The organism is Candidatus Limimorpha avicola (assembly GCF_056978975.1).
Genome location: NZ_DBMCYK010000014.1, coordinates 19869 through 37031, shown reverse-complemented (window position 1 = coordinate 37031; position 17163 = coordinate 19869). Strand labels below are relative to the sequence as shown.

The 17163-nt window shown below is 34.2% G+C and carries 11 protein-coding genes and 1 tRNA gene; 3 read left to right on the top strand and 9 right to left on the bottom strand.

The window, feature by feature from the left end; all coding sequences use genetic code 11:
• Nucleotides 1–39 precede the first annotated feature (39 nt).
• Nucleotides 40–1965 (bottom strand): polysaccharide biosynthesis protein, encoded by a 1926-nt coding sequence (locus tag ACZOVS_RS07270; protein WP_483996574.1) that lies wholly within the window; start codon nt 1963–1965, stop codon nt 40–42.
• A 52-nt stretch (nt 1966–2017) separates the two neighbouring features.
• Complete coding sequence (locus tag ACZOVS_RS07265) at nt 2018–3301, bottom strand: 1-acyl-sn-glycerol-3-phosphate acyltransferase (protein ID WP_483996573.1); 1284 nt, start codon at nt 3299–3301, stop codon at nt 2018–2020.
• Nucleotides 3302–3394: 93 nt separating this feature from the next.
• Here ACZOVS_RS07265 and ACZOVS_RS07260 point away from each other — a divergent pair, with 93 nt between their 5' ends.
• Entirely contained in the window at nt 3395–4009 is a 615-nt protein-coding gene (locus tag ACZOVS_RS07260) for an FMN-binding protein (RefSeq protein WP_483996572.1), read from the top strand.
• Nucleotides 4010–4101: 92 nt separating this feature from the next.
• Here ACZOVS_RS07260 and ACZOVS_RS07255 read toward each other — a convergent pair whose 3' ends face one another.
• Nucleotides 4102–4794, bottom strand: coding sequence for a ComF family protein (locus tag ACZOVS_RS07255; protein ID WP_483996571.1), 693 nt, complete (start codon nt 4792–4794; stop codon nt 4102–4104).
• Between the two features lie 259 nt (nt 4795–5053).
• The gene (locus ACZOVS_RS07250; protein ID WP_483996570.1) at nt 5054–5623 is read right to left on the bottom strand and encodes a DUF3109 family protein; all 570 of its coding nucleotides are present in this window, start codon (nt 5621–5623) and stop codon (nt 5054–5056) included.
• Nucleotides 5624–5961: 338 nt separating this feature from the next.
• Between ACZOVS_RS07250 and ACZOVS_RS07245 the strand changes: the two genes are divergently transcribed.
• Nucleotides 5962–6108: a hypothetical protein gene (locus ACZOVS_RS07245; RefSeq protein ID WP_483996569.1), complete on the top strand. Its 147-nt coding sequence runs from the start codon at nt 5962–5964 to the stop codon at nt 6106–6108.
• 80 nt (nt 6109–6188) lie between these two features.
• Nucleotides 6189–6261: transfer RNA gene (locus tag ACZOVS_RS07240), tRNA-Thr, on the top strand.
• A 152-nt stretch (nt 6262–6413) separates the two neighbouring features.
• Here the strand turns inward: ACZOVS_RS07240 and ACZOVS_RS07235 are convergent.
• The 5 genes from ACZOVS_RS07235 to ACZOVS_RS07215 all read right to left on the bottom strand — a co-directional run bounded on the left by ACZOVS_RS07235 (nt 6414) and on the right by ACZOVS_RS07215 (nt 16879).
• Nucleotides 6414–9995 carry an ATP-binding protein gene (locus tag ACZOVS_RS07235; RefSeq protein ID WP_483996568.1) on the bottom strand — a complete coding sequence of 1194 codons (3582 nt, stop codon included), beginning with the start codon at nt 9993–9995 and terminating at the stop codon, nt 6414–6416.
• A gap of 282 nt (nt 9996–10277) precedes the next feature.
• On the bottom strand, nt 10278–11156 hold the full coding sequence (locus ACZOVS_RS07230; protein ID WP_483996567.1) for a class I SAM-dependent methyltransferase: 879 nt from the start codon (nt 11154–11156) through the stop codon (nt 10278–10280).
• A 50-nt stretch (nt 11157–11206) separates the two neighbouring features.
• Nucleotides 11207–13081 (bottom strand): tRNA uridine-5-carboxymethylaminomethyl(34) synthesis enzyme MnmG, encoded by a 1875-nt coding sequence (mnmG, locus tag ACZOVS_RS07225; RefSeq protein ID WP_483996566.1) that lies wholly within the window; start codon nt 13079–13081, stop codon nt 11207–11209.
• A 74-nt stretch (nt 13082–13155) separates the two neighbouring features.
• Nucleotides 13156–13584 carry an rRNA maturation RNase YbeY gene (gene ybeY, locus ACZOVS_RS07220; protein ID WP_483996565.1) on the bottom strand — a complete coding sequence of 143 codons (429 nt, stop codon included), beginning with the start codon at nt 13582–13584 and terminating at the stop codon, nt 13156–13158.
• Nucleotide 13585: 1 nt separating this feature from the next.
• Complete coding sequence (locus ACZOVS_RS07215; RefSeq protein WP_483996564.1) at nt 13586–16879, bottom strand: hypothetical protein; 3294 nt, start codon at nt 16877–16879, stop codon at nt 13586–13588.
• Nucleotides 16880–17163 lie beyond the last annotated feature (284 nt).

Sequence of the window (17163 nt, the reverse complement as noted above, 5' to 3'; positions counted from 1 at the left end):
TTACAACAGAACAAGAAAAAACAAAAGATTTCACACCTATCATTTATCCAAAGAAGCGAAAACAGAATTGTTTGATTTAAATTCAGGAACTATATCTTTCATTTTAGCAACGATTTTAAAATCATCGCTTGTAAGTAACATTTCATAAAGTTCTTTCAATTTAGAATCCACATCTTCTTTAGGATACTGCCGTACTTTGGCACGCATAATTTTTGGATGTTGTGTTTTCAAAGTATTTTCTTTAGTAGCGAGCAATTCTTCATAAAGTTTCTCTCCCGGACGAAGTCCTGTTATTTTAATCTCGACATTTTGCAAACCGGAAAGTTTTATCATTTTACTTGCCATATCATAAATCTTAACCGGTTCTCCCATGTCGAACACAAAAATATCATCATCTTCGCCTATTGCACCAGCTTCCAATACAAGGCTACAAGCTTCCGGTATCGTCATAAAATAACGTATAATGTTTTTATCTGTCACAGTTAGAGGACCACCTTTTGCCAACTGTTTCTTAAACAAAGGTATAACAGAGCCATTGGAGCCCAACACATTGCCAAAGCGAGTAGTGACAAATTTAATACCTTCCACCCGTCTGCTTTGAGTATAAATCTCGGCTATACGTTTTGTGGCACCCATGACATTAGTAGGATTAACAGCTTTATCAGTTGAAATCATCACAAATTTTTCAACACCGCATCTAATAGCCAAATCTGCAACTATTTTTGTACCAAAGACATTGACAAAAACCGCTTCATACGGAAAATCCTCCATAAGAGGTACATGTTTATATGCAGCAGCATGATATAATACCTGTGGATGAAACTTCTCGAACACTTCTGTCATTTTAATCTCATCTTTGACATTACCAACAATAAATTCCATAGGAATACCGAGAGATTTATAAGGCTCATTGTTTTTCAGTTCAAACTGCAAATCATATATTGGGGATTCAGCCTGGTCGAGTAGAACAAGACATTTAGGATGATATTGCAACACCTGTCTGCATATCTCGCTTCCAATAGAACCTGCCGCACCGGTCACCATGACTACTTTACCCTGTATTTCGTTGGAAACATTTTCTTTACCAAGAACAATAGGTTCTCTTTCAAGAAGATCTTCTATTTTAATATCCTCAATCTGATTGACTTTCAATTCTCCATTTATCCAATTATTAATATGAGGAACCGATTTCACTTTCAAATTAAGATCGAGTCCTAAATTGATAAGACGCTGTCTATCATTAACATTAAGACTCGGCATTGCCATAATCATGGTGCTGATATTGTTTTTCTGAAGAAACTCCTTATTTAAAACAGCGGACGGTTTTTTTATAGGTATTCCATTAATAGTTTTACCTATTTTAGCCGAAGAATCATCTATAAAAGATTTAATTAAATATTGATGTGATGTATCCTGATATAAAGCATTAAATGTTATCAATCCGGCATCACCTGCACCATAGATGACGGCATTAATTATATTAGGGTGTTGTCTAAAATATTCATTATATATTCTACGTATAATCAAACGAGAGAATGCCATGACTATCAACACCATTAAAGTAATAAAAAACGATTCAAAATATGATGGAAACAAAAAATTATAATTAGGCAGAAACTTATATAATATCATCTTGCAAACAAAAAGCACAATGAAAGCACTAAAACAAGTCCATGCCAGCCTCGTGATGTCATTGAAACCGGTATATCTTATCAACCCTTTAAATGAACCGGTAAGAATAAAACAGACAGCAAATACAATGAGAACACTTACAAGATGTATCAAAACGACCTTATAATCCTTACTTAAATATGGCAACTGATTGTAATATTTAATAAAAACCATCAAAATATAAGAAAATACCACAAGTAATAAATCAAATATTAGAACCCACCACTTAGGAAATGAACCCGACACATGTTTCCCAAACAAAGTTCTCGCAATCTCCATAAATAATCTCTTCATAAGTAATATTTTGTGCAAATATATATATTTTTTTAATTTATCAAATAATTTTTTAAAAATTTATATCTATTTCTTCAAATTGTCTTCTCAATTTATTATTAAAAGTCCATCTTATATCAGAACACCATCTTCTAAGATATTCACAATAATCAAAAAAGAAAGGATAACTAAACTCGAAAAACAATAAAGAAATCATTGCAAGTTCCCAAGGGACAACACAAAAGAGTACCGGAATGGCTACAAGCATCATAACAGTATGTACGACCAATTCCACGCCGAAATTCACTGTATTACGAAAAGCAGCATCGCCTAATCTGTTGAGAATAAAATATGCCACTATCCATATTGGAGAACTCGCAACGGCAGCAGCAACAAATATTGGCAGCCCAAGTAACAAAATAAAAGTTTTCAACAACATACTGAACAAAGGCAATTTCCTTGACACTGAATATACCGATATATTAGAAGCTTTACGTTTTGCCGTAAAATCGAGTATTTTTTCAAATATCTTCTTTGCTTTCTCCGGTTCTTTATCTCTAAACCTAACAACATTTTCAACTACCTTATTATTATTATCACGTCGTTTTGCCAAAGAAGAAGGAAGGCGATGAGCTTTAATCTTTACAATTTCCCAAATAGCATCATAATCCTCATCATCAGGAAGAAATGTTATCAATTTAGACATTCGTTCTGACAAAACATCACGCAGGTTATTCATTATAACAGCCTCATTTTCTGTTTCATTACGTTTTACAAACTCCGTTACATTAATAGGTTCTCCAAAACTCAACAAGACATTGGAACGATACCGAAAATAATCTCCATAATCTATACCTGTTGGAACAATAAAAACCTGTTTTTGGTCGCCAAATCGTTTATTTGCCTCCAAAGCAATATGAAAAATACCCTTGCTCAGCTTACGTAAAGAGTGTTTTGTTCTATGGGTTGCTTCTGGAAAAAGATACAACTGCACCTCATCATGAATAACATCGACGGCTTGATCAATAATATCATTGTTGTTATCCCTCACTGAACTGATACCGTCACGTATTCTATAAATTGGCAAAATCCTCAACCAGCGTAATATTTTAGCTATGGTTGGATTTTTGAATATATCGGCTCTGGCAATAAACACCTTTTTCTTATGATCTTTGGCAAGCAAAACCAAAGCATCGGTAAGAGCGTTACAATGATTCGAACCATATACCTTAGCCCCTTTCCCCAAAAGGTTTTCTTTTCCAACGACCTGATATTTTCTAAAACCTCTTTTTATATGATAATCAACATAATATCGCAAAAAAGAATATAATTTATTATCATCTTGAATCTTTCCCATTTAACATTACTTTGAATTTACAAAGTTATAAATTAATTTTCTACAAAAACAATTATTAGTTATTTTTGCACCTAATTCTTAAAACATGTAAATATGACAAAAGTTAGAAGAATCGTTTTGATGATTGCTGTTATAGTTTTCTTAATATTTTCCACACTATATTTTATAGGTCATCATGGTGGAGAATCATATCAAGATAAAAACGATTATGTTATGCCAACTGATGCCATTGCATCAAATTTTTCTGATTATCATGATATTATAAAAAAAGATGTTGCTCTTTTTTCCATTGTTGATAATAAAGACCAAGAAATCGGCATGATAGTGTTCACCTCTCCTATCTCTGATGACATAATCGGATTTTACAGAAGCATTCCAATGACAATCTTAATGGATAAAGACCAAAAAATCGTTGATGTCATCATCAACAAGAACGATGAAACACCATCATACATGCAAAAATTGGAAAACAAAGAGTTTACTAATACATTTATTGGATTGACATCACACGAAATAATTGACAAACAGATAGATGCAGTCAGTGGAGCCACTCTTTCTTCCAATGCCATCACCAATTCCATAAAGAAAAGAATGACATATCTTGAAGAACAGCTCAATCCAAAACCTGTAATAGATGCCAATTTCATCATAGCAGCCATAGGCTTATTAAGTATTGTAATCATTATATGCACAAAGAAAAAGCAATAAATGTTTATATTTTAATCTCATAAATTGTCAATAAGACGTAACATTGACATGCTGTTTTATCAATTTTGATTATCAATGTCATATCAATAGTGTCAATTACCGGCACAAGCTGTTGTGGCTACACTTATACAAACGTTTGAGATTTCACGTAAAGTCGTTCCCGCTGCAATCAAGGTAGCACCTGTTGTCAATACGTCATCTATCAACAGCAGATGTTTACCATACAACGATTCAGCATTTTTCACCTCAAAAACGTCTTTCACATTTTCCCAGCGTTCCTCTTTATTTTTCTTCGTTTGTGTTTCTGTATATGTCTTGCGGAAAAGCACATTATCAATTATTGGAATACCGGTTATTTTTTCAACCCCCTGAGCAATGACAAAACTTTGATTATAACCTCGTTTAAATTCTTTTTTTTTATGTAAGGGAACAGGAACAAGACAATCGATATCAGTGAAAAATGGAGATTTTGAAATACTTTTTCCAAGTTCTTCACCAAGAAAGAAGCCGGCTGCTTTACATCCATTGTATTTCAAACCGTGAACAAGGTTCTGTATTCTTCCACTTTTAGAAAAGAAAAACTCTGCAGTGACAGCATTGAAATCCACAAGTCCATAAAACATCTGTGCCAATGGATTATTTTCCGACATTTCATAACCGGTTTTTGGAAGAAGATACCGGCATGTCATGCACACAGTATCTTCATTGTGCATCAAACTATTGCCACATGCTTCACAAACACGTGGATAAAACAAATCGATAATACTATTAAAAAAAGATTTCATAATTCATTGATTTTGGCAAGTATAATAAATTCAAAAAACATACCAAAACACAGAACCGAAAACATTTTTAAGATTTATTAAGAAATACAAGAGAAAACAAAATTTATCAATGTTAAAATATGACAAAATAAAATAAACAATATATCTATTGAACAATTTCAAGTAATAAGATGTTAAGTGTACGGTTTTGGTTATACATTTCAATTTTCTCAGATGGAATAAGTGCCATGGTTCCCCGCCAGGCACTTATCATTTTAAATCAAAAATCCTTATCATTTATAGCTTTGACAAGTCTTTCATACCAATAGGCACCAAATCTTCTGATGAGGGGATTTTTCAAAAAAACATACAAAGGAATTCCTTCTTTTTCTCCTTTTTTCTTAGCCGGAACACAAACACTCCACTCATGGTACACTATATGAATAAAACCATCTTTTTCCATCAGTCTTATAGGATATAAATGGCAACTTATTGGCTTTTGAAAATCCGTCTTACCTTCCAAGAAAGCCTTTTCAATGGCACACAATGCCGTTCCATTTTCATGAAAATAGACAAAAGCACATTCTTCATCATTTACAAGAGGTGTCACCATATTCCCAAAATCATCATAATCATAGACATCATTATTTTCAATCGCCTTAATGCCTTCTTTTCTCATATATGGTTTTATTGCCTCAATATTTTCTTCTATCATGCCCACCTCAAGAGGTTCCAAAGGCGCTCCGGCATCACCGGCAACACAGCATTCACCTTTACAACGAAGAAGATTGCAACAAAAACGCGCCTCAAGAAATTTGTCAGTTACCACGACATTATCTAAAATTATCATATTATAATATCTTAAATATAACAATATTTTATCTTAACAAAATAATAAAATAAAACAACAAACATGAACAAAAACTCCAAATAACTATTATTCCCAAACAGGACATCATTATAACCTTATTATGACAATAAAATTTTCGAATAACAAAAGACATAACCGGAATAGAAAACAAAGGCAAAATAAACAAAAACAACCATAGCGGATATTTCTTTCTCATATTTATTATCTTACGTGCTTTTTCAATTTTTTTAACTCTATTTTTTTGTGAGATGTTACTATTCAATTTCATAATGAAATCAAACAGATAAAAGAAAACACAATACCCAATCAATCCGCCGATGGCAACAGCAAGAAACGTCATACCGAAAGACATATCTGCAGCGAAGCCTACAGGAGGAGATACCAATGTCTTTATCATGGCAAGCAGCATTACGCTAACAAATTTTGCCGATTCCATTTCAGATATTTTTAAGATGCAAAGATAGTGAATGACAAAAAAAAGAGAATATTTTTCACTAAAAAGTTTCTTTTTTGAAAAGAATTAGTATCTTTGCATCATGAAAAAGCCACCTTAGCTCAGTTGGTAGAGCAACGCATTCGTAATGCGTAGGTCTGCGGTTCGAGTCCGCAATGTGGCTCAAGATATTATAAATCAGAATATTTTATCCTAATCAACCAATCATTTTGATTGGTATTTTTAGTATTTCACAACACTTTTATATCTTAATTATCACTTTCAAGTTATAGTAAGAATCTTTCTATTTCAAGAAAAAATTCCCAAAAATAAAATTTAAAAATCTTTTCCTTTTGGTATCTCCACTTTAAATGTAGTACCGATGCCGACCTCACTTTTAAATCCTATTTTCCCTCCCATTGATTCTATTATGTCAAAAGCTATGGAAAGACCCAAACCCATTCCGCTCGATTTAGTTGTAAAATTAGGCAAAAATATCTTTTTTTGTTCTTCGGGTTTGATTCCGCAACCATTGTCAATAATCCAGATTCTATATTTGTTTCCGACATCCTCAATCTTTACCACAATACTACCATTTTCCATATTGTCAATTGCCTGAATGGCATTTTTTATTATATTGCCAAAAACCCTGCCCAAATTGTTTCTGTCGGCGTAAATCATATATTTACCCTCATGGTCAAATTGCAAAACAATATTTTTAGCAAGTTGATTATCATAAAGATAAATTAAATTATCCAACATCTCTCTCAGATCAAATTCCTCAGGAGTATTTTGCGGCAGTTTAGCATAGTTGGAAAATGCCGTTGCTATACTTGTTAGAGTATCTATCTGTTCAAGAATAGAACTCATAGTATCATTAAACTTTCGTTCTATATCCTTATCATTACGTTTCCATGCCATCTGCAAATATTGTACACTGAGTTTCATAGGAGTAAGAGGATTTTTAATTTCATGAGCCACCTGTCGTGCCATATCGCGCCATGCGCTTTCCCGTTCGACACGCATCAGTTGTCCCGCACTCTCTTCCAACTCTTTCAATAAATTATTATACTGATTTATCAAATCCCCGATCTCATCGTTACTATGCCATTCAATAGGTTCATTTTCACCACGAAAATGTAATCTTTTCATATTTTCCTGTATGGTAACCAAAGGTTTAAAAGTATTACGAGTAATGACAATTACGACAATTACCGAGACACCAAGCAAAACAAAGATTATATTAATATATGTGACAATAAAATTAGCCATACTCGCGTGACTCTCGTCATTATAATCATAATAAGGAATATTCAAGACAGCAACCAAATTGCCATTGGAATCGAAAATAGGATTATAATCCGATTGATACTCAACATTACCTATATATTCATTATGTGAATAAAAGAAAAACTTTTTGTTGATGATTCTGTGATAGGCATTTTTGTTTATCTTACGAGTAGAAACAGTGTTAAACAGTTCCGGTTGTGTGGTATTAATAAGATAACCATCTGTATTATAAAGGTTTATATCAATGAAATATACTTCTTTAAAACGACGCACAACATCCGGATCGGACAAATCGATACCTTCATCAACATCTTTCTGTAAAGTTTTCAAAATACTCTTAGTTCTTTCATAACGATTTCTGGATGTCTTTCTGGCTAAACCATCTTTTATAAAAATAAAAGAAGTGAAGCCGACAACAAGAAATGATATCGTCAAAGTCATAAGCATCATCAACTGCATTTTGGAATGGAAACTCTTTCTGTAACGCACATATTTTTTTCCATATTCCAAACGTTTCATTAGATAATATGCCAACAATAAAGCAATGAAAATATAAGAAAACGGAGCTATTATCTCTATCCAACGCGCTGTTTCGACAGTTACAATAACAGTCTTATTATCAATATCGGTTAAAAGATGCTTGTAATGATTAGTCTTTACATATTCATGTTCTTTATATCTGAATTCACTGAAATTGCTTGGATAATTGTAATGTCCGTATTTATAATTCAAGATGCCATCGGTATAGGTACAGAAAGAATAATTACTAAGGTCAGGTACCACAATATTTTTATATGAAGTAAGAAACTCAGCTATCTTAATGGAATTCATGATATATTCCTTATAAAACTCTATAAACATAACCATATTGACAGTATCGCCAACGATATATTCAAAAGTAGTCAAATAATAAGTATCAGTAGAAGGGTCATCGATAATGACCGTATTGTCATTAACATAACGAGTATAATTATTATCAATAATATTATCAAAATATTCGAAGCATTTTATTCCGATAGTATCCTCAGCATCGGTAAGCAAATATGTGTTAGGACGACATACAGTAAGCAATTTATAATAATCATCAGTAATATCGTCATTAAAATAATATTCTGCAAGATAATGGGATATACTGTCCTCTGTAGGGAAATTATTATTTCTATTCCATTGAGCAATAGTATCATCTGCATTTATAGCGTCACAAATCTCATTGATTTTTTTCTCAAACTCAGCATCAGATTCATCACCTACTATAAAAGCAAATCTGTTCATCTCACGAATTTCTTTTTCTTCATTGGAATTATAAAGGAAATGAGTCAAAAGTATTGAAACAAAAGTAATTATAATCAAAGTGTTAACAAAAGTCTTTTTGTTTTGCTTGATATTTTTATAAGACAATACTACAAATAGCAATAAACCTATAGAGAAAGTAAGATAACAAAACGGGAAATCCAAAAGATAATAATAAACTATATGAATAATAACTGCAAAGAGGATATAACATAGAACCATCAACCATATCGATGAAGAACGGTTACAGCAACTGCCAATTATAGCTTCCAAAAGGACAACTACAGAACTTGTAAGAACAGTAATAAGGATAAGAAAAATGTAACTGTAAATATTGATATTATATATTCTCAAAAAAGACAAAGGAATAACAGAGTTTTGTATGATTACAAAAAGGACATACATAAACAAGTAATAAACAAGAGCAAAACTGATGGTCCCCAATATCATTGAACGAGGAGAGACAGTGATCTTCCTTTTGACGACAATTTTGACAAAAACCCAAATATTTGCAATAATAAGAAAGACCAACTCGGAAAGCTTCCCAAGACTAATATTATCAAAAAACTCAGATTTAATACAAATATCAGAATAGAGCGGGGAAGTGGAAATAAATAAAAAAGACCTTAAAAAACCGAAAAGTAAAAACGCCAATACACTCAAAAAAAGAAAGACAAGGTATTTACCACTAAACCAACGACAATTTCGCAACAAAAAATAACAATGTCTGTAAAGAAAAAACTGTACAACCAACATCAAAACGAAAAGCACCAATGAAGAAAACAAATCGACAATAGGATCAAGTTTCATTGTTGGAATTATCACACCATCATTATACTCGAAATCTATGGAATAATCGCCATTTATATTAGTAGGTACAAAACAATTTTTAGAATTATGAAGGAAATTATTACGATAGAGCAGGGTAGCGGCGACAAAACGGGAAGAGTCATTTTCCGTTTGAGATACATAAAACAAGTAATTGTTGTTTTGAATAAGAGAATGTTCTTCGAAAGGAAGATTTTCAACGAACTTAGGATCAAGAATATTGCTGTTCCAAAAGGCGAGGGTGTCGTTTTCAAAGATATATACTGCCGGAAGATTCAATTTCTTCTCATCAAACGGAAAACGCAGTCTCAAATTCATTCCGGAAGTATCATTTTGCCACTTAATTATAGTTTGACTCTGAATTCGTTGTACCTCTGCAAGAGACTTAATCACTTTTTTTTCAGCAACACTGTAACTGTTTTCGTAACGTATCAAAGAATCTGTTGCAACAAAAAGCAAAACAGTAAACAAAAGCCAGATAAAATTGCGAAATTTTTTTGTATTTCCCATATCCTTCAAATTAACAAAGTTAAAGGCGCGACGCTATTTAATTACAAATATACTAAAACAAAAACACATCATTGTAATAAAAACGCGCAAAAAAACTTTTATGAATAAAAATCATTCAAAAATCAAGCCAATTTAAGACATTTTCTCAACAATTTTGACATCAACACTCATCATGAAAGAAAAATGTCTTAAAACAGCTGTAAACCGCCTTAAAACAAATATATGCTAAAAGAACCTAAAATCAGAAAAAAACGAAAAAACAGTTAATATATTGGTATTCAATTACTTATCTTTAACAAAACAATAAACCAAACTTGAGTATTGCATTGATTTCGAAGCAATTAGATTAGATTTTAAACCATACCAAATTCCTTTTAGTAAAGGCACAAATGAACCACAATATTTTTCACTAAGAACAGAAACATAATAACTATCCCATTTAAGAGGTTTTATATCAGTAAGACTAAAAACAGTATCATTAAAAATATTAGCAACAGACTCTTTAGAGAAATGATACAAATGGCGCGGCACATCGTAAGCAGCCCATTTATCAAGATAATGCATTGCATCGAATGATTTATAATTAGGCAAAGCAATGATGAGACGTCCCCCATGTCTAACTATTCGCTGCAAATGAAAAATCTCAGATTTCAAATCTCTTACATGTTCCAAAACATGCCACATGGTAACAACATCGAAAGAGTCATCGGGTAGGGTAGGAAGAGCATCGGGAGAATCTATTTTCAGATGCAGTTTATTGCTTGCAACTGACTTTGCATCCAAATCAGGTTCTATGCCAGAAATATTCCAACCCCGATTTGCAGCATAAAAAAGAAAATCGCCAACTCCGCAACCAATATCAAGCAAAGAACCATTAGCCATATCAGCGACAGCAATATCAAATTTATTAACCACATTGCGTTGTTTGACTATATTATAAATCCATGGCAACAGACCTTTTTTATTTTCATTATGGCTCAGATAATTTTCCGATTTGTAATAATTGCCTATAGCCTCAGCGGAAGGAACCGGAGAAGTAAAGAGCAATTTACATTCATCGCAACACAAAATCATAAAATTTTCTTCAGTGAGAAAATAATCTTTCAATTCGAGGAACAATTTCAGATTTTCAGAGCCACACCATGGACATTTTTCGTTCATTTCTATTTATATTTTAATGATTTACAAAATTTATTCACGTGGAACATATTTCATCTTCCAAGGAAAACAGCAAGTACAGAGATATCAGCAGGGGAGACGCCGCTAATACGGCTTGCCTGACCCAAAGTCTGCGGTTTATGTTTTGTCAATTTCTCTCGAGCCTCCATTGTCAAAGACTGTAGAGAATAGTAATCAAAATCAGGACTCAGTTTAACATCCTCGAGTCGGTTAAGTTTATCAGCCACCTCTCTTTCTTTTTCAATATAACCCTCATATTTTACCAAAATCTCAGCTTCTTCAATAATCTCACGTCCAAAAGCCGAACATAAATCACAAATATCATCAAGTTTATCGACACAAGGAATCATTTCGAGAAGATTTATTTGTGGACGAGTAAGTATTTGAGCCAAGCGCATTTTCTTATCTATAGGAGATGTCTCTTTTTCAAGAAGCAAACCATTTATCTGTTCCGGAAATACATTAGTATTTTTCAAGAACGAAACCATCTCATTCACTTTAGAATACTTATCAAGGAATCTTTCATAACGTTGATGTGAAGCCAGACCTATTTTATATCCCTTTTCTGTCAGACGCATATCTGCATTATCCTGTCTCAGCAATATTCGGTATTCAGCTCTGCTTGTGAACATACGATACGGTTCATCCACGCTTTTCGTTATCAAGTCATCGATAAGTACTCCAATATATGCCTCATCTCTACGCAAAACAAAAGGCTCTTCATCGTGTAACAGTTTATGAGCATTAATGCCGGCCATCAAGCCCTGGGCAGCAGCCTCCTCATATCCTGTAGTACCATTAATTTGACCTGCAAAAAACAAGCCGTGAATCTTATGAGTTTCGAGGCTATGATACAATTGGTTTGGAGGGAAGTAGTCATATTCTATTGCATAACCCGGACGAAATATCTTTGCATTTTCGAAGCCCTCGATATTACGCAAAGCCTTATATTGCACCTCTTCAGGTAAAGACGAGCTAAACCCATTAAGATAATACTCTATTGTAGTTCTGCCTTCAGGTTCCACAAACAGTTGATGAAAATCTTTACCGGAGAAACGTTCTATTTTATCCTCTATACTCGGGCAATAACGAGGGCCTTTACCCTTGATACGGCCGGTAAAAAGGGGAGATTTCTCGAATCCTGTTTTAAGTATATCATGAACTTTCTGTGAAGTATATGCGATATAGCAACTTCTTTGTTCCTTAGGAGTATCCAAATCAAGGAAAGAAAAATGTCCTATTATGTCATCGCCTTTCTGTTCCGCAAGTTTGGAAAAGTCAATACTTCTACCATCGATTCTCACCGGGGTACCTGTTTTCATACGTTGAGACTCGAAGCCGAGAGACATCAATTGTTCTGTCAAGCCATAGCTTGCGTTTTCTCCTATTCTTCCACCAGAGAATGTTTTCTCTCCAATGTGTATGGTACCATTAAGGAAAGTGCCATTAGTAAGTACGACACATTTGGCATACACGTCACCGCCCATGGAAGTATGAACGCCTCTGACCACATCACCCGACACCATCAAAGCATCCACATGGTCTTGCCAGAAGTCGAGGTTTGGAGTATTCTCCAGTACATGTCGCCACAAAGCCGAGAACTCTGCCTTATCACTTTGAACTCTGGGGCTCCACACCGCAGGGCCTTTGGATTTATTCAGCATACGGAATTGTATCATAGTCTTATCAGCCACAACACCCATTTGTCCGCCCAAGGCATCGATCTCTCTAACAATTTGTCCCTTTGCGATACCGCCAACAGCAGGGTTACAAGACATGGCAGCCATAAAGTTCATATTCATAGTCACCAACAAAGTCTTATTGCCAAGATTCGCAGCAGCGGCTGCAGCTTCACAACCTGCATGTCCTGCACCTACAACAATTATATCATACTGTTCAAAAAGCATGGTTTCACGTGAAAAATTTTTGTAATTATCTTATTATCAATTATTTACATCATTTATTAAACAATCTTTATACATCAAAATCCATATAAATTTCTCATTTTAAGACAGAAATCTTCCTGTTGTCTCATCATAATTGCATCTTCATCGGTTTTATCTTTAAATCCCATAAGATGCAACACTCCATGTGCCATGACACGATTCAACTCATCTTCATACCTTAAACCCAACGCCAACGCATTTTCCTTAACTCTATCTATGCTGATATATATCTCACCGGAAAGAACAGTATCATTATCATTGAATTGGAAAGTGATAATATCAGTATAAAAATCATGTCGCAAAACTTCAACATTCATCTTATAAAGATACTCGTCACTGCAAAACAAATAATACAACTCACCGACAACCTTACCATAAGAACCGACAAAACCATTTATCCATTTCTTAAGCACCTCCCGATTCATCACCGGCACATCAACATCCACACCTTGAAAACTTATCATATCAATTATTCTGATTACTGTTTTTTCTGAAAAAATATTCGTTAATCTTGTCTTTATAAAATGGTTGAAATTCAATAGGATTCATTTTCAGAAACTCCTGTTGTTTCATCATCTTCTCCTTATAATCCAACTCATCAACAGTACGTCTTTCCAACCTTCCCTTAAATTCGTCAGACTTTCTTTTCTCATCTTTTTCTCTTTCCTGCTGAGCATTCTCTGCCTTCAACATACGCGACATAATATCTCTGTTACGTTCCAAACTCTGATTTGTTATTCTTTTGTTGACAATATCTTCCTCCAATTTTTCCATTTCCTTTATAATCTCATTTATTCCATCGTCACCGAGAACACCATTTTTCTTCATCTCTTCCAACATTTGGCGCATACCTTCACGTATCATTTCCTGTTGGGCAGCCAATCGGGCAAGCTGTTCACTCATAGACGAAGGCATAGGTTGTCCATTCTGTTCACCCTTCATCTGCTCCCTCAGCTGCTCCAAACTTTTACCTATCTGTTCCTGCAAATCTTTCATATTCTTAATATTCTGATCAGAAGAATTAGGTTGACTACCAGACTGTTTAGGTTGACTGCAGGAAGAAGAGGAACCGCCCATGGCACTCTCCATATCTTCCAAAGACTCGGCAAGCATCAAGGCAAGATTATTCATTGACATCATGGCAGTTTGCTGTTTTTGCACAGCAATATTATAATTAAAGCTACGCATATCTTTCATTGAAGCATCCAATTGTTGATTTATAATATCCAACTCATTGAACACAAAATTTTTAACCTCCGGCTGACGCATTGCCAGATTACGCAAAGAATCCTCAACCATAACAAAATTATCAGAAATCTCTTTCTGTCTGCTTATCTTCTCTGTAATAGTAGGATCGTCAGGCTTCATCATACCGATGGAAAGCAAAAGTTCTTCTTCAGAATGAGAAGAACGGACAACATTTTCGAGCAAAATACGAACAAGATGAGCATCTTCTCCCTTACGTTCCATACTCGAACTACCCAAATTCATCTGCATGGAATCAGCCATTTTCTGCATCTTTTGACCGGCGTTTTTCTTCTGTTCAGACGATTTGTTCTGATCACCATTATTTTCAGACTCTTCAGCAGAATCAAGGTCTTCATTTATATCTTCAATCATCTCTTCATCCTTATTAATATCAAAAGGATTAGGTAATTGCTTATTGTTTTTCATGATGGAATCCAACTGTTTTTGCAATTCATCAAACTCTTTCTTTGCATCAGAAGCGGACAGAGAATCTGTGTTTTCATCTCCTTCATTCATCAATTTATCAGCAAGTTCTTTCAGATCCTCAATAAAATCATTCATGTCTTTTTCAACCTTAAGCTGTTCGAGCAAAGAGAGATTACGGTCCATCATATCTTTCAATTCCTTGCTGTTTTTCTTAAGTTCTTTCATCATCTCCTGCATTTTGTCACGAGGCATTTCATTAAGCAATTCCTCTATTTCTTCCATCAATTGTTTCATTTCATCAGGAATGACTTCTTCAAACAGTTTATTAATCTGCTCCTGTTTCTCGAGTAACTCTTGAGATGTAAGTTCATTATCTTTCAAAAAATCAGATAATTTCTTCTGTTCTTCCTTGACATTCTCCCATTCTTCCTGCAACTGTTGTTGTTTTTCAAGAAGTTCCTTCATTTTCTCCTTATCACTCCAATTCAACTCTTTTTTTGAGACAAGGTCTTTAAGCATATCTTCTATTTCTTTTTGCAAAGACTCCAGTTCTTCAGATTTTTGTTTCATCTTATCCATTACCTGCTCTTCAGAGGCATTTGCAACAGAATCGAGCAAAGCAAGAGATGGGAGAGAAAGCATGAAAACCTCAGAGCGACGAGATTTCGGACCATTAATGCCATCATTATCCCAAACCTCGAAATAGGCATCTATCTCATCACCGGGAAATACCGTAACAGTATCCAAATCAACACTATAATAAAACGAAGTACGCAACTCACGTTTATCGACAGGAATAGAAACTTTAAAAGACTGTTCCGGCTTATTCTCTACATCGAAATGAAATTCAAGACGAGAAAAGCCATAATCATCAGCTATAAGACCTGAATAATAATGTTCTTTGGTAAACTCCTCATGAAATTCCTGCACCTGAATTTCAGGAAAAGCATCAGGTATGACATCAACAGCGAAAGGTACAGGAGAAGAATCATTATTCCAATCATTAAAAACAGAGACATAGAATTTGCCGGACTTCACAGCCTTGAAAGAATAGGAAAACATTCCATCGGAAAAAGGTATATCCAAAACGAGAGAATCGCGGATAACAACAAGAGAATCAACATCACGGGTATGAAAAAACATCTCTACATCAGTACCAAGAGGCACCATGAAACGAGTCTTGCCGGCCACAGTGTCATTACGGCGCTTAATATATTTTGGATAATGAAAGGCAGTTTCATAATACAGCAATACCGGGTTTGGACGAACCACTATCTCGATTTCAGGACTAGTAAATTCTCCACCTTCAATATAAAACCGTTCAGAATGATTGACATTTTTAAACACATAACAAAACTCATTGACAGAAAGGCGGTTCATAAGTCTAACACCGGCATCGCTTTTAACATAAAACGACTCAGGTATTTTTTCACCTTCTACTGTAATGCTATATTCAACATCATCACCTTGAAGAGCTTCAATATCGAGAGAAGGCAATGATACACTATAAGGAAGAGGCTTATGATATTCAGTAGAATAATTAAACACTCTTTCAACAGGCTTGCGAGAAAAATCCGGAACAAAAACAACAAGAACGACAAGGACGATGAATGCCAAGGCAAACATTTTCAAATATTTGTAATTATCCTTCAGATTGACGGCATCCGTAAAACGTACCGCACTCATGTTTTTTATACGCTGTTCTATGGTAGCGACAAGCAATTCATTATCTTCATTATCTTTAAGATCATCAGAAAGTTGCAATGTGTTAAGCAATTTATCTCTGATGTCGGGAAAAAACTTGCCGATAAGGACAGCTGCCTGTTTGTCAGTCATCTTCTTTCTGTATCTCACAAGATTCACAAGAGGAACAAAGAAATACAAGATAAGAACAAATAGCGAACTTAAGACAAATAACAGAAAAAGAATAAAACGGCCCTTGCGCGGAAGCCACGATAAAAACTCCACTCCATTGACAAACAGAAATATAGCTATAAGAAGCACAGCCCCAATAATCAAACCCTGAATCAACCTGTTGAGGTAATACTTCTTGACAAAAGCCTCTATCTTGCTGACAATATCCATAAAAAACCTTTAAACCATACAAAATTCAAAAAAGAATAATTTGCAAAGATACGAAAGAAATTACAAAAAGAGAAAAATAAATACATGGTTTAAAAAACGTAGAGTCAACAAATATTATTCTTTTCATACAGAAACCTTATTACTTTTAAAACATCAATTTATAAAACATTCAGATAATAAGAAATAAAAAGTTATAGAAACCAACCACTTGATTTTTCAAATCAATTATCAAACACTACTTAAATATAGATAATATCGCAAAGTATTTTTGCGACAGCTGTAAT

What these genes read in the sequence shown, in the direction of transcription:
- ACZOVS_RS07270 (WP_483996574.1), bottom strand. Translation starts at nt 1,965, where the DNA reads ATGAAGAGATTATTTATGGAGATTGCGAGAACTTTGTTTGGGAAACAT.
- ACZOVS_RS07265 (WP_483996573.1), bottom strand. Translation starts at nt 3,301, where the DNA reads ATGGGAAAGATTCAAGATGATAATAAATTATATTCTTTTTTGCGATAT.
- ACZOVS_RS07260 (WP_483996572.1), top strand. Translation starts at nt 3,395, where the DNA reads ATGACAAAAGTTAGAAGAATCGTTTTGATGATTGCTGTTATAGTTTTC.
- ACZOVS_RS07255 (WP_483996571.1), bottom strand. Translation starts at nt 4,794, where the DNA reads ATGAAATCTTTTTTTAATAGTATTATCGATTTGTTTTATCCACGTGTT.
- ACZOVS_RS07250 (WP_483996570.1), bottom strand. Translation starts at nt 5,623, where the DNA reads ATGATAATTTTAGATAATGTCGTGGTAACTGACAAATTTCTTGAGGCG.
- ACZOVS_RS07245 (WP_483996569.1), top strand. Translation starts at nt 5,962, where the DNA reads ATGGCAACAGCAAGAAACGTCATACCGAAAGACATATCTGCAGCGAAG.
- ACZOVS_RS07235 (WP_483996568.1), bottom strand. Translation starts at nt 9,995, where the DNA reads ATGGGAAATACAAAAAAATTTCGCAATTTTATCTGGCTTTTGTTTACT.
- ACZOVS_RS07230 (WP_483996567.1), bottom strand. Translation starts at nt 11,156, where the DNA reads ATGAACGAAAAATGTCCATGGTGTGGCTCTGAAAATCTGAAATTGTTC.
- mnmG (WP_483996566.1), bottom strand. Translation starts at nt 13,081, where the DNA reads ATGCTTTTTGAACAGTATGATATAATTGTTGTAGGTGCAGGACATGCA.
- ybeY (WP_483996565.1), bottom strand. Translation starts at nt 13,584, where the DNA reads ATGATAAGTTTTCAAGGTGTGGATGTTGATGTGCCGGTGATGAATCGG.
- ACZOVS_RS07215 (WP_483996564.1), bottom strand. Translation starts at nt 16,879, where the DNA reads ATGGATATTGTCAGCAAGATAGAGGCTTTTGTCAAGAAGTATTACCTC.